At 46.4% G+C, this 13,046-nt stretch carries 16 protein-coding genes; 5 read left to right on the forward strand and 11 right to left on the reverse strand.

Going from position 1 to position 13,046, the window contains the following annotated elements; all coding sequences use genetic code 11:
• Window positions 1-47: 47 nt before the first annotated feature.
• Both L1D37_RS12450 and L1D37_RS12455 read right to left on the reverse strand, forming a co-directional pair.
• Window positions 48-1,241: an MFS transporter gene (locus L1D37_RS12450; RefSeq protein WP_239848080.1), complete on the reverse strand. Its 1,194-nt coding sequence runs from the start codon at window positions 1,239-1,241 to the stop codon at window positions 48-50.
• A gap of 107 nt (window positions 1,242-1,348) precedes the next feature.
• Window positions 1,349-2,032 (reverse strand): SDR family oxidoreductase, encoded by a 684-nt coding sequence (locus L1D37_RS12455; RefSeq protein ID WP_239848081.1) that lies wholly within the window; start codon window positions 2,030-2,032, stop codon window positions 1,349-1,351.
• 125 nt (window positions 2,033-2,157) lie between these two features.
• Here L1D37_RS12455 and L1D37_RS12460 point away from each other — a divergent pair, with 125 nt between their 5' ends.
• The 5 genes from L1D37_RS12460 (at window position 2,158) to L1D37_RS12480 (ending at window position 6,006) form a co-directional block, all read left to right on the forward strand.
• Entirely contained in the window at window positions 2,158-3,093 is a 936-nt protein-coding gene (locus L1D37_RS12460) for a LysR family transcriptional regulator (protein WP_239848082.1), read from the forward strand.
• 107 nt (window positions 3,094-3,200) lie between these two features.
• The gene (locus L1D37_RS12465) at window positions 3,201-3,593 is read left to right on the forward strand and encodes a GFA family protein (RefSeq protein WP_102314787.1); all 393 of its coding nucleotides are present in this window, start codon (window positions 3,201-3,203) and stop codon (window positions 3,591-3,593) included.
• A 29-nt stretch (window positions 3,594-3,622) separates the two neighbouring features.
• Window positions 3,623-4,090 carry an OsmC family protein gene (locus L1D37_RS12470; protein ID WP_239848083.1) on the forward strand — a complete coding sequence of 156 codons (468 nt, stop codon included), beginning with the start codon at window positions 3,623-3,625 and terminating at the stop codon, window positions 4,088-4,090.
• Between the two features lie 121 nt (window positions 4,091-4,211).
• The gene (locus tag L1D37_RS12475; RefSeq protein WP_239848084.1) at window positions 4,212-5,444 is read left to right on the forward strand and encodes a PatB family C-S lyase; all 1,233 of its coding nucleotides are present in this window, start codon (window positions 4,212-4,214) and stop codon (window positions 5,442-5,444) included.
• 217 nt (window positions 5,445-5,661) lie between these two features.
• Window positions 5,662-6,006 carry a ribosome recycling factor family protein gene (locus L1D37_RS12480; RefSeq protein ID WP_239848085.1) on the forward strand — a complete coding sequence of 115 codons (345 nt, stop codon included), beginning with the start codon at window positions 5,662-5,664 and terminating at the stop codon, window positions 6,004-6,006.
• 156 nt (window positions 6,007-6,162) lie between these two features.
• Here the strand turns inward: L1D37_RS12480 and L1D37_RS12485 are convergent, their stop codons facing one another.
• From L1D37_RS12485 to L1D37_RS12525, 9 genes are all read right to left on the reverse strand, one after another.
• Entirely contained in the window at window positions 6,163-6,402 is a 240-nt protein-coding gene (locus L1D37_RS12485; protein ID WP_017057644.1) for an RNA-binding protein, read from the reverse strand.
• A gap of 107 nt (window positions 6,403-6,509) precedes the next feature.
• Entirely contained in the window at window positions 6,510-7,184 is a 675-nt protein-coding gene (locus L1D37_RS12490) for an SDR family NAD(P)-dependent oxidoreductase (protein WP_239848086.1), read from the reverse strand.
• A 227-nt stretch (window positions 7,185-7,411) separates the two neighbouring features.
• Complete coding sequence (locus L1D37_RS12495) at window positions 7,412-7,675, reverse strand: hypothetical protein (protein ID WP_048660586.1); 264 nt, start codon at window positions 7,673-7,675, stop codon at window positions 7,412-7,414.
• A gap of 228 nt (window positions 7,676-7,903) precedes the next feature.
• Window positions 7,904-8,446 carry a DUF3833 domain-containing protein gene (locus L1D37_RS12500; RefSeq protein WP_239848087.1) on the reverse strand — a complete coding sequence of 181 codons (543 nt, stop codon included), beginning with the start codon at window positions 8,444-8,446 and terminating at the stop codon, window positions 7,904-7,906.
• Complete coding sequence (locus L1D37_RS12505; protein WP_239848088.1) at window positions 8,443-9,066, reverse strand: chalcone isomerase family protein; 624 nt, start codon at window positions 9,064-9,066, stop codon at window positions 8,443-8,445. Before L1D37_RS12505 ends, L1D37_RS12500 begins: the two co-directional genes overlap by 4 nt.
• 3 nt (window positions 9,067-9,069) lie before the next feature.
• Window positions 9,070-9,594: a DUF2878 domain-containing protein gene (locus L1D37_RS12510; protein ID WP_176679022.1), complete on the reverse strand. Its 525-nt coding sequence runs from the start codon at window positions 9,592-9,594 to the stop codon at window positions 9,070-9,072.
• Entirely contained in the window at window positions 9,572-10,852 is a 1,281-nt protein-coding gene (locus L1D37_RS12515) for a cyclopropane-fatty-acyl-phospholipid synthase family protein (protein WP_239848089.1), read from the reverse strand. The genes L1D37_RS12510 and L1D37_RS12515 overlap by 23 nt, the downstream gene beginning before the upstream one ends.
• A gap of 117 nt (window positions 10,853-10,969) precedes the next feature.
• On the reverse strand, window positions 10,970-11,776 hold the full coding sequence (locus L1D37_RS12520; RefSeq protein WP_239848090.1) for a DUF1365 domain-containing protein: 807 nt from the start codon (window positions 11,774-11,776) through the stop codon (window positions 10,970-10,972).
• Window positions 11,773-13,044 carry an FAD-dependent oxidoreductase gene (locus tag L1D37_RS12525; RefSeq protein ID WP_239848091.1) on the reverse strand — a complete coding sequence of 424 codons (1,272 nt, stop codon included), beginning with the start codon at window positions 13,042-13,044 and terminating at the stop codon, window positions 11,773-11,775. Before L1D37_RS12525 ends, L1D37_RS12520 begins: the two co-directional genes overlap by 4 nt.
• Window positions 13,045-13,046: the final 2 nt, after the last annotated feature.

A 13,046-nucleotide genomic window follows, 5' to 3' on the forward strand; every position in this document is an offset into this window, starting at 1 on the left:
TTCTTGAATTCAGTGTTTTTAGTTTTGTGTTCGGGCTATAAGTCGCGTTATTTGCTTTCAGCTGGGCTGAAAATCGAGTTGCTTTGTGGCTTGTCAGCTCGGTTGGCTTTGGCGATAAGCAGTAAGCCAATGACAGGGACAACGACGGCTGCGAACGGAATCATTCCTGCGCCCAGTTGGCTGTCGAGTACCATGCCGCCAAGGAATCCACCGAAGGCATTGGCCAAGTTAAACGCTGAAATATTGGCTGTTGCGGCTAGCTCTTGGCCTTCGCCACCATGGTTCATTACTCGAAGTTGCATGGCAGGAACGTTCGCAAATGATGCAATACCAAAGACAAATGCCGCTGCAACGAATAGAATTTTGTTGTCTACCACTAGGCCAACCACAATCAATGAAGCGATCATCGCGACTGCCCAAAACATGGAAGCTTTACCTAGGTCTTTATCTGAAGAGCGACCGCCTAAGGTGTTACCTATGATTAAGCCAACACCCACAATTACTAAGATCCAAGTAACTGATTCTTGCCCGTAACCCGTGATGTGCATGGCGATAGGTGCTAGGTAGCCGTAGAGCGTCATGAAGCCAGACCAAGCAAAAGCGGTGATCGCTAAGCTGATAAGCAGCATTGGATTTTTGAACGCCATTAGCTGAGTTTTGATGTCTTTCGCTTCGCTGTGACCTGTTGATTTGATAGATGTCAGGATAGAAATCATCGCAACTGTGCCGAGTGCCGCCACGGTAAAGAAGGTGGTGTGCCAACCGAATTGCAAGCTCACCCAAGTACCTGCGGGAACGCCAAGAACGTTAGCGAGCGTTAAGCCTGCGAACATTTGACCAACCGCGCGACCTGCCATTTTTTCCGATACTAAATTGGTCGCAACAACTGCACCGATGCCATAGAAAGGACCTTGCACTAGGCCTGCAATAACACGGCTTGCCAGTAGAAGTGGATAGCTTGGCGCTAAGGCGGATAACACGTTGCCAATAATGAACAGCGCCATTAATCCAATCAGCACCATCTTCTTGTTAAAGCGTGCAAGGTAGATGGTTAAGATTGGCCCGCCGATAACGATAGCTAGCGCATATGCACTGATTAGGTAGCCCGCTTGGCCTTCTGTTATTGAAAGGGAAGTCGCAATTTGTGGAAGAATGCCTGCGATAACAAATTCGGCCGTGCCAATCGCGAACGCCGCGAGTGTCAGTATCCAAACTTGGAATGGAATCTGTTCTTGTTTCATGATGAGTTACCTATGTAAATTCTTGTTTGTTAGGACGTTTAGATACACGTCCTAACGATTGTTCTTTGTGTTTTTGCTTCTTTGCTTCTTTGCTTCTTTGCGTAGTGTTAGCCGAGTAGCGCACCGCCATCGATGTCGATGATTGAGCCAGTCACGTATGGATTATTAATCGCGAACAGGTAACCCATGGCGATTTCTGAAGCTTCGCCCACCTTGCCTATGGGTAAGTTATTTTTGGCGTTGTCGTACATGGCTGAACGAGCCGTGTCGTCCATGTTTTTGTAGGCTGTTGTCATGGTTAAGCCCGGGCTTACGGCGTTCACTCGAATTGGTGCGAGCTCTTTCGCAAGCACCTTAGTTACGCTTTCAAGTGCGGCGTTGATGGCTGTTTTTACGTAAGTGCCTGCGACTACTTTGCGTGACAACATGCCCGTCGTGAGCGTGATAGAACCGTTGGGTTTCATGTAACGTGCAGCATGCTTAGCAACGTTTAGGCTTCCCCAAAATTTGGTATCAAATGCCGTTTTCGCGTCTTCAATAGCAACGTCTGCCACTTTTCCTGCCGGAGCGGATGAGCCCGCTGTCACGACTAAATGATCGAAGGGACCAATGGATTCGAAGTATTCGCAAATCGACTTTTCATTGCTGATATCAACACCTGTGTGGCGGCTAGCAATGTGGACTATGTTGTTGTCGTTTCTCAACTGCATCGCTAATGCTTTGCCGATACCTGATGTGCCACCAATGATGACGAAAGTGCGTTTTTCTTGGTTCGCTTGTGTGTTGTTCATGGTCTGAATTCCTGCGTGTTCTGCTGATGGTTGTCATTATATTTGTTCGACTAAATTTGATAATTGGCTAAAATATAAATTCATTATTCGGTTTAAATGAACAATAGAGCGAGAGCACGAATAGCATGGATAAGTTTTCAGACATGGCGATGTTCGTCAGTATCGTTAAGCATCAAGGGTTGGCGGCCGCTGGGCGTGAACTGGGTTTATCACCCGCGACAATGACGGCAAGGTTGCAGGCATTGGAAGAGCGTTATGGTGTGAAGTTGCTGAATCGAAGCACACGACATGTGTCTTTGACTGATTCAGGCGAGCTGTATCACAAGGCGTGTTTGGAGATATTGGATAACGTCAGTGAGGCTGAAAACCTGATTCAAAATGGCGTCAAAGAGGTCAAAGGCCCATTAAAGATCGCCGCACCGAAAGACATCGGCAAGCAGTACATCCTGCCAATCTTGTCGGAGTTTTGTAAGCAGTATCCAGATGTGATTCCTTACCTGTATTTGAACGACAACCTGTCGAACATTGCGGAATCTGGCATGGATATCGTGATCCGCTATGGGGAATTGGTCGACAGCAGTTTGATATCCAGACGCTTATCTCCGAGCCGACGTGTACTGTGTGCCTCGCCTGAATATCTTGCCAAGCATGGAACGCCGTTGACGCCACAAGATTTGGTCGAGCACGACTGCTTGGCGATGCTGCGTAGCAATGAGGAACTGAAAACATGGCATTTTCAAGATCACGACATGAAGAAGTCGATTACCGTTGTACCAAAGCGATTCTCAGATGATGGTGAAGTGATTCGCTACTGGGCATTAAAAGGCGAGGGCATCGCGCTTAAATCAGTGTTGGATGTGCAAGACGACATCAATAACCAGCGCCTTGTGACTCTGCTTAATGGCTACATGAAGAACTTTAACACCTCGACCTCTGTATCAAGCGCCGACTTGAATGTGGTGTACATCAGCAAGAAATATCAGCCGAAGCGTATTCGACTCTTCTTAGATTTTCTTCTTGAGAACTTCAGTGACTTGGTCGAGAGATCAAACAAAGAATAGACACCACCTACGCATGACGGATCTCTCGAACTCAGCGCCAGCTTACGGACAGAGATCATTGAACTGGTTATGATACCTGCAACATAAGGACGTGATTGGAGAGAGTCATGAAAGTCGTCGGTAACACGGTTATCCAACCTTTTCACAAAGCCACCTGCCACTGCGGTGCAGTCGAATTAGAACTCAGCCTGCCTAACGGAATCGAAAAGCCGCGTCGATGTGATTGTTCTATCTGTCGTCGTAGAGGCGCGATTGTGGGCTCTGTTGCGCTGGATGGCATCAAGATCATCAAAGGTGCTGAGCATCTCAAGCTTTATCAATTTAATACCAATACCGCGAAGCATTACTTCTGCTCAAACTGCGGCATCTATACCCATCATCAACGCCGTTCTAGCCCGAATGAATATGGTTTTAATATCGGTTGTTTGGAAGGGGTGAACCCGTTTGATATTGGTGATGTGGTGACTAACGATGGTGTCAATCATCCAGCTGATCGCTAATTTATTGAGCATTAAAAAGGGAATAGATTATGTCTGAATACGGAGCGATCATTCGCTGGCAAAAAGCGAAAGATGAAGCCTTTAGTGATAACAAATACAGCCGCGGCCACACATGGGAGTTTGATGGTGGTGTCATTGTACCTGCGTCGTCATCGCCTCATGTTGTGCCACTACCGTTGTCGGTTGAGGAGAATGTTGACCCAGAAGAAGCGTTTATTGCGGCAATTTCTAGCTGTCATATGCTGACTTTTTTGGGCATCGCGGCTAAACAGAAGTACGTGATTGAATCTTATGTGGATGATGCGATAGGTGTGCTTGAAGAAGATGAGTCAGGTCGTTCGTCCGTTACTACCGTGACACTGCGCCCTAAGATTGTGTTTATTGGTAGCAAGATTCCAACCAGTGCTCAACTCGACAAGCTGCACCACTTAGCACACAAGAATTGCTTTATCGCGAATTCGGTTAAGACTGAGATAAAGGTTGAGATGCGAGATTAGTTTTTATTTTTAGATTATTTTCTAAAAGCTTCGTCTTTTTGATGTCGCCATCGTCTTAAGGGCATTCATGCAATCCCAATGATTGTAAAAAAGACTGAAAGAATTATTTGAGGACACCTTCATGACAGCGTTTAAGAGTACATCGAGCTACGGTGAAAATGCGTTTATCAAAAGCAAACCGCAGATGCTACAGAACATTTATAACACCACGGATGTATTCCCATACTGGGTTGCCGATATGGATTTTCAGGTAGCAGAACCGATCACTCAAGAACTGAATCGCCTGGTTGAGCGCGGTGTCTATTCTTATGAATTCAATGAGCAAGGTGTATTTGAAGCCCTGTCGCAATGGTATTCAAAGCGTCATGGTTTAAACCTTTCTGCGGACAAGTTTGTGCAGGTGCCGGGTGTGCTTTCTGGTATCGCGTTGCTACTGCGTCAGTTCACCAATGAAGGTGATGGTGTGCTTATCCATACGCCAGCGTATCACCAGTTTTCTAACTTGGTGAACAAGGCTAATCGTCAGGTCGTGAATAGCCCGCTCATAAACGATGAGCAAGGTTACCGCATTGACTTCGATGGTATGGAACAGCAGATCATCGAACACAAAGTTAAAACGATGATTTTCTGTAATCCACATAACCCAACAGGTCGTGTGTGGACGCAGCAGGAAGTAACACAGGTTATCGAGATTGCTAAGCGTCATGATGTGTTGATCATCAGTGATGAAATCCACTCAGACATTATCTTTGAAGGTCACGCTTTCACGAGCTTGACCAGCTTTGATTACGACAAGGTCATCACCTTGATTGGCTCTCCGGCGAAAACCTTCGGCATGCACAGCATCTCTAACGGCTATGTGTACACGAACAATGATGAACTATTTGAAGCGTTCAAAACCAACGTAGCGGCGATGTATCTTGATCATGGCAATGCCTTGACCACGTTTGCGACGATTGCCGCCTTTGAAAAGGGTGAAGCGTGGCTAGACGGCATGTTGGTGTATCTGCAAGACACGGTTAAGTGGATCACTGAGTTTGCTGAGCTGCGTCTTCCTCAATTGAAAGTGATCCAGCCGCAAGGCACTTACCAAGTATGGTTTGATTTTTCTGAGTTAGGTTTCTCGGAAGAAGAGCTAAAGAATGTGGTGTTTGAGCAAGCTAAAATGGGGTTAACGCCGGGAGGCTGGTTTGGCGCTGAGAGTTATCATTTTATGCGAATGAACATCGCTACTTCACGTGACAATATTGAGCAATCATTTACTGCGTTGGCTAATGCGATTGATGGCTTTGAGCGAGGCTCTGTGGTGAACTCAAATTGTTGCGACAAAGGCAATTCTAAAAGCTGCTGCTAAGTCTAATAGTAAACGGCAAGCGTTGAAATCAGAGCGCATAACGGCGCAGCTTTAAAATCCGATTAGATAAAATAACCGCGAGTCTGCATAGCGCATGACTGGCGGTTTTTTTGTGTCTGTGTAATCCTACTCATGGTTTTATTGAGTTGTGATTGAAGTGCTGAGTTGCGAGTACATAGTGCTTCAATGATTGATAGAGATTGGTTAGCAGAGAGTTATGTTTAGCGTCCCACTGAATAGTTTTGTACATCGTGTGAGTGATAAAAGCCAAGTGATGGCGAGTGCGACTGAGTGTGGATGCCAGTTGAAGCGAGTTCGTCGTTCACGCAATTGGTTATTGGTGGCTCAAGAACATCAACTCATTGAATTTAAAACCCTACTCACTCACGAAAAAGACGGTTGGATAGCGATTGCGATAGACAAAGTACTGCCTAAACCCGTGGTGTGTTTGGCTTCGCTGTTAGCGGCAACACCCTCGATGACAGTCGCTCAGTTAGTGATGGAATCTGGATGTTCAATGGCAGAAGCAAGGCGTGCGATTGATGAGCATGAAGGGTTGTAAACGCGAGCCTTAAGTAAGCCAGTCGTGTTGTGACAAGAGAATCGCAAGCAGCAAAAAGCCCGTAACGATATTGCGCTTTTCAGCGGAATATCGTTACGGGCTTTATCATCTGTGCTGCATTAAGCTAAGCCACGTGGCTTATGAAGCGTGGCTCTATTAAGAGTTCGCTACTTTTACACGAATCGTGTTTTTGCCAAGCTTAGTCATGTTCAGCTTGTTTAGTGCCGCTTTCGCTTCTTCGTGCTCTGGCATTTCAACAAAAGCAAAGCCTTTTGAGTCGCCAGTTTCTTGGTCTAAAACTAGGCTGCACTCTTTTACTGAGCCAAACTCAGAAAATAGCACACGGATGTCTTGCTCAGAAGTAGAGCGCGATAGGTTACGAACTAGAAGTTTCATAATAAACCTTGAATATGAATTTACGCCGAGCATTGTCGCACACTTTCATGCTCACCCTCACAAATAATTGTCTCGCGACTCTATTTCCTTGTCGCTCTGTCTAAGCACTAGCCGCGGTTTATCGTGATGTCTGATACAAAGCCATGCTCAGTGCTAGTTAACGCCTGTTGCAGCATTTGAGCGGCTTCTTGAGCGGTCATAAAGCTAGAGGTATCCATTGCTTTGCCACTCGTTCCCCAAAACTCGGTCGCCATTCCGCCGGGATAGACAGCCACGATTTTCATCGGGTGACCTTTTCGCTCCAATCTTACTGATTCGATAAAGCCTTTCACTGCCCACTTGGCAGCGCAGTAGGTGGACTCTTCTGCTTTAGCGCCTTGGGCAGCTGTCGACATAATTACAGCAATCGTGACAGGTTGATCCTTGTAACGCTGAACCAATTCACGAATCAAAAAGATCGACGATTCGATGTTGTTTTTCAGCATGTCACTGATGGCTGCAGGGTCCTGTTGCTCTATCTTACCGAAGTAGCCACTGCCAGCACTGTGAATCACGAGCTTGGGCATTTCTGGCAACATATCAAGCATCTCGCTCACGGAGTGAGGGTCACAGAGGTCACACGCGTGGCTAATGGTATTCGCTGGTAGGTTTTTCGCTACCTCAGCTAAACGTTGTGCATTGCGACCCGTAATGGCGATGCGTTGAGCGTCTGTTGCAGTGTTAGCGTATTGTGTCGCGAGCGCTGCGCCTAAACCGCTGCTTGATCCGGTAATTAAAATCATACTGTCTTAGATTTGTAGAATTGAACCGAGATAGTAAGGGGCTGAGACGAGTTTTTCTGAGATCTGGGGCTAAAGTTGGCGGATGGCTTGGGTGATGAGCTGCTCGGTAAGCTGAGATTAGAGATGAGAGAGGTGAAAGGGCAAATGGAATGCATCTCGAGAGGGAAAGTGCGTCAGAAAGTAAAAGCGCCAGCATAGAGCCAGCGCTTTTGAGCAATCAGAAGTGATTATTCGTCGTCGAACTGTTTAACAGTGAACGCGTCTTCGATTCGGTTTAGCTCTTCTTGTTCTTTAACTCGCTTCTCTTCTTGTAGAGTCGCTTTCATCTCGTTAAGGCGCTTTTTCTCTGACTTCGTTAGGAACTTCACTGCTTTTTTGTTGGTCAGTGCGTAAGCAACTACGTCTTCACCCTTTTCTCTGCGGTCGTTTACGCGTTGTGAGAAACGTTCATTGTCGCGAGCTTTACGCTCCGCTGAGGTCAACTTGCTCATGCTTTAAAGCCTTTTCAATTAATCATGGTAGGGAATCTACGCTAAGCGAAACAAACAGGAACTACTGAGTATGAGTCTAGCCTATTTGTATGCTGGTGGCGCATCTTAGCACAGAGGCTTGAGCTTTCAGGTATGCAATTCGCGGGAACAAACAAAACAGCCCACAACATGTCGTCGTGGGCTGTAATTAAAGGCTAACCAAACAAGGTGAAGTTAAGGCTCGGTCCATCAGATTTTCTCGATATATAAGATGACCTCTCCAACCTTAAAGCCGAATTTAGACATCTCGGTTTTATTGAACAATCGTTTCTCATCCATTAAGAACATCCAATCATCTAAGACGACTTCATAAGTGCTGCCGTCGACTTCTATTTCTAAGTCATATTTCCAATACAGAGCCGAACCTTGGGTCTCGCCGTAAGCGGTGCCCACCACATCATTGGCAGTACCTGAATAGGTGTTTTCGCCGGTTTTAATTAGGTTCCAAACTCGGGTTGAACGCTCACCATCGGCGAAAGAGAACCACTCTTTGATCTCTCCATTGTCACCGTCCCATGTGGCGATCAGCTTAGCGTCGAAGCGGCGCAGTAAATTGCCAGAGCGGTCAAGCACGATGCCGTAGGCCATTAACTCGCCATTGAAGAAAGTTTCAAGCTTGAGCTCGGGAGTGGTCTCTACGTGATTCTCTAGATTTGCAGAACCACAACCCGCTAGCCAAGTGAGAGAAAGCAGTGCCAGAGCGAATTTTGTTATTTTTGTTTTTGGACTCATTTATTTAAACCTAGTAGTTGTTTGCGAAGGCCGGGCTCGGATGTGTTTTCAGATAACCAGATGGCTAAAAAGGCCTCGCCAAACTGTTTGTCTTGGATTACCCCGATAGGTTGCTCGTCAAAGTAAAAGCGGCTGACATTGTCTTCAGCGACACGAATGGTGAGTGTGCTTCCTGCTTCAACGTTTGGCCACATCGCGTACAAAGGCTCCAACCAACGCTGAATGCTGTTATTTGAGTAACCAAGTTTGTTCCACTGGTCTTCGGTCGCATCGACTAAGTCTTTGCTGTCGATAGCTCGGTAATATTCAAGCTTGAGTGCACGTTCAGAGTTGGTTGGTGTTGCGTAGAATTCAGCAGAGTAGAGTGTCCAAAACAGATAACTCATTTCCCCTTGACCACGTTTGTTTAAGTCATCGACCGCAGAGGCTTTCGCGCTTGCGGTGAATAGCAGCGCGGCAAAGATTAAAGAAAGAGTGATGAAGCCGAAGAGTTTGTTTCTGGTCTGCGTATAAGCGGTCTGCGTATGAGTAGTTTGAGTATGAAAGTTTGATAGCGCACCAACGCGACTAGTGCCGCTCTCTGATTTGAACGCTTGTGCAGGGTTACGTGAATAAGCCATAAGTCACCTCGTTGTCCTTGCCATTTCAGGTTGTACTAAGTTGGAGTAGGCGGCCACCAGCAAGGGCAACAAAATCCCCCAACTCATTGCAAGGGCAGCAACTACCGATGCATCTGGCCAAGTAGTAAGAAGGGCGCCTGCTTTGATGCCTCCCCAATAACTACTAGTACCTGCTACGAACCCTATGGCGAACAAGATCACTTTCGAGCATTTTAAAAGCCAATTAAGGCTGTGGTTGAAGCTAATCAAAAACATGATCCATAGGCAGATGAGCCACACTGGAAACCATGATTGATTGGCAATTTCAGAATCGACGGCAAACACGCCGAAGTGGAGCATGAGGCTATCGAGTAATAGCCCCAACGGAAGTAAACAGAGTATTTTCAGATCGCTATTGCGAGTTGGAGAGAGAAAGAAGTGCACGGCCACAATCAGTGGCGCGATGAACGGGGCTTGCGCGGTAAAGAATGCACTGCAAACCCAGGTCGCTTGAAACAGAACGAGATTAATAATCCAAAACCGTTTCATCTTTTGCTCCAAAGTAACGAGGCTTTCTGGCTACAACATGGTGAGTGCTGATCACGCGTTCTAAGAATGCGCCTTCACAGTAGCAGAAGTAGAAGATCCATAAGCGCTTAAACTCTTCTGAGTAGCCCAGAGACTCTAGCTCTTCCCAACTGTTTTCAAAGGCAACATTCCAGTCGTTCAGTGTGCGAGCGTAGTGCAGGCCGATGTCGTCAATCTCTTGAACCACAAGGTCGGTACTGGTCGCAAGGTGCTGGGTCATGACAGAAACGGAAGGTAAACAGCCACCCGGAAAGATGTACTTCTGAATAAAGTCGACGCCTTTGCGGTACTTCTCATAACGGCTGTCAGCAATGGTGATGGCTTGAATCAGCATCTTGCCTGAAGGTTTCAGTAACGAAGAGCACTTCTCAAAGAAGGTTTGCAGATATTCGTGGCCTACCGCTTCGATCATCTCAATAGAGACCAACTTGTCATACTCACCAGTGAGGTTACGATAATCCTCTTTAAGCAGGGTAATTTTGTCGGTTAAACCAAGCGCTTTCACGCGTTGTTCAGCAAGCTCGTGCTGAGCGTCTGAAATGGTAGTGGTCGTCACGTGGCAGCCATAATGTTGAGCCATAAATATCGCTAAGCCGCCCCAGCCAGTGCCGATTTCAACCACGCTATCCGATTCCGAAAGTTCTAAACGCTCACAGATGGTTTTCATCTTGTTTTGTTGGGCTTTAGAAAGGGTTAACGCGTCTTCACTGTAGATAGCCGATGAGTATTGCATTGAGCTATCTAGGAATCGCTCATACAGTTCGTTGCCGATATCGTAGTGAGCCAGAATGTTGCGTTTAGACCCTTGCTCGGTATTGGCATTCTTACGGCGCAGTAGCAGATTTTTGATGCGAGAGATCCATTGTGTCTTATCGTCCAGTTCGTCTAGTTGCGCTTGGTTGCGCGCCATGATTTGGATAACACGAGTCAGATTCGGGCTGGTCCATTTACCATCAATGTAGGCTTCAGATGCCCCGATACTGCCGTTGATAACAACATCTCTAAAAAAGGTCGCATCATGAATCACGATTCGACCTTTCAAGTCTGCTTCTCGATCACCAAACACTGAATGCTGATCGCGCTCGATGATTTCAAGCGTTGCGAATTGAAGGCGTTCTAACACCTTGAAGATTAAAGCTCGATATTTACAGTTGCTTGAAACAGCAACGGCATTAGCTTGTTGTTCAATGTTGTTGTTTTGTTTTGCAAGCTGTTCCATGTAAACCTCGCTGAGAATTCATTCTAACTTTTTGCCAACTAAAGTCGGGTGCTGTTCTTTGGTTAAGCACACCCAAATTGTTGCTTGAGTTGTACTGTCTAGTTACTGTAAAAGCGCTTAAGACGTTGAGTCAGGGTGCGCCACGAACGGTACTTTTTTCAGGAATAATTTGAGAGCCTGATAATAGATGCCCATCACGACTTTTATCGTCATTGCCGGAATCTTGAATACCGTTCGTCTAATGTTTTTTTGGGTCACAGACTGCTTAGTCAGTGCCAGTGTCGCATCGAAAATTTTGTCACTTCTGCGGCTCTCGATGTGAACGAGTGTTCGTTTCGATGGTGGCTTAATCTTCCAAAAATAGGTCATGTTTAAGTCCATGAACGGCGAAACGTGAAACTCTTTCTTTACCTTCAGCTCTTGGTGCATGTCGATGAGGTAGTAGTGTCTTTCTCGCCAAGGCGTGTTACTCACTTCAGCCAACATATATCTGCAATCGCCTATTTCGTCATAACAGAAGAAGCAGTTGATCGGGCTGAAATAGATACCTAAACAACGGCACTGAGCTAGCATCGTCACCCGGTTTGAATCAGACCAAATCCCACCAAGTTGTTGCACTTTGGAAGCTATACGTTGCTTGAGCGATTTAGGTTCATTCGTTGAGACATTTTCTTTTTTTTCAGCAAGATAATCCGATTCGACGAAGCGAATCGGGTTATACCATCGAGTTCCAAACAGCGCACTGCGCGCTGTGGTTTGGGGCAGTTCATCAAGATCCAACCCCATCATATAAAGCTGATAACTGAACTCATGAGTGATGTCACCAAAACGGCGGTGTCTTACGTTACCCCAATAGATACCGCTGAACTCTTCACTCTTTTCGGATGCGGCCCCCATGTTGGGTGTCATGGTGTGCGTGTTCATAGTGCTGAACTCGTACTCAAATCTAAGCCGAAGCGTTTAGTCACATCGAGCGCACTGTGGACGCCATCTTCATGGAATCCGTTGTACCAATAAGCGCCTGCAAAGTGGGTCTTATTTTGGCCGCAGATTTTTTCACGTTGTTGCTGTGCGTTCACCGTGTTCGAATTCAGAACAGGGTGGTGATACACAAAGCTTCGAATGATTTTCTTTGGATCGATCGCTTCACTCTGATTTAAGGTCACGCAGAAGGTGTCTTGGCTTTCAATACCTTGCAGAATGTTCATGTTGTACGTCACACAAGCTGGTCGTTTACTGTTGCCATCGAGCATGTAGTTCCAGCTCGCCCACGCTAGTTTTCTGTCTGGTAGCAGGTTGGTGTCTGTGTGCAGCACCACTTCGTTGCGGCTGTATGGGATCTCGCCCAGTACCTGCTGCTCATGTTCGGTTGCGTCACCAAGTAAGCGTAAGGCTTGGTCTGAGTGACAAGCGAATATCACTTCATCGAAGTCTTGCGCGCCGCCATCTTCAAACTCAATGGTAATGCCAGTCTCTTGGCGGGTGACCTGTTTGATTGATGTATTCAACGCGACTGGTTTGTTCAAGCGCGAAAGGATGATCTCAACATAAGAGCGAGACCCTTTAGGGATCACGTACCACTGCGGGCGGTTGGCAATGTCGAGCAGGCCATGGTTATAGAAGAACTGAATAAAGAACTTGAGCTCAAACTCTTCCATCTCTTCTAAGCTTGTCGACCAAATAGCGGCGCCCATCGGCAGAATGTAGTGCTGGCTAAAGAAGTCAGAAAACTGGTTATCACGCAAGAAACTGCCAAGGGTAACGTCAGGAGTAAACACATTGCTTTCGAATTGTGCTTTACACAATTTGTTGAACTTAAGAATGTCAGAAACCAACGACCAGAACTGCGGTTTGAAGATATTACTTCGTTGAGCAAACAGAGAATTAATGCTGTGGCCGTTGTATTCAAACTTGGTGGTTGTGTTGTGAACGCTGAAACTCATCTCGGTGGGTTGCCTTTCGACGCCCAGTTGTTCGAGGAGTTGATTGAAATTTGGATAGGTTCGATCGTTGAATACGATAAAGCCAGTGTCGATAGAAAACGCCGAGCCTTGATGTTCAATATCAACAGTGGCGGTGTGACCCCCAACGTAATCATTTTTTTCGAATACCGTTACGTCGTGGTGCTTATCTAATATGTGCGCGCAAGTGAGTCCAGAGATGCCTGAACCAATAATGGCGATCTTCTTCATTG

Source organism: Vibrio sp. Isolate33, assembly GCF_022397895.1.
GTDB lineage: Bacteria > Pseudomonadota > Gammaproteobacteria > Enterobacterales > Vibrionaceae > Vibrio > Vibrio pomeroyi.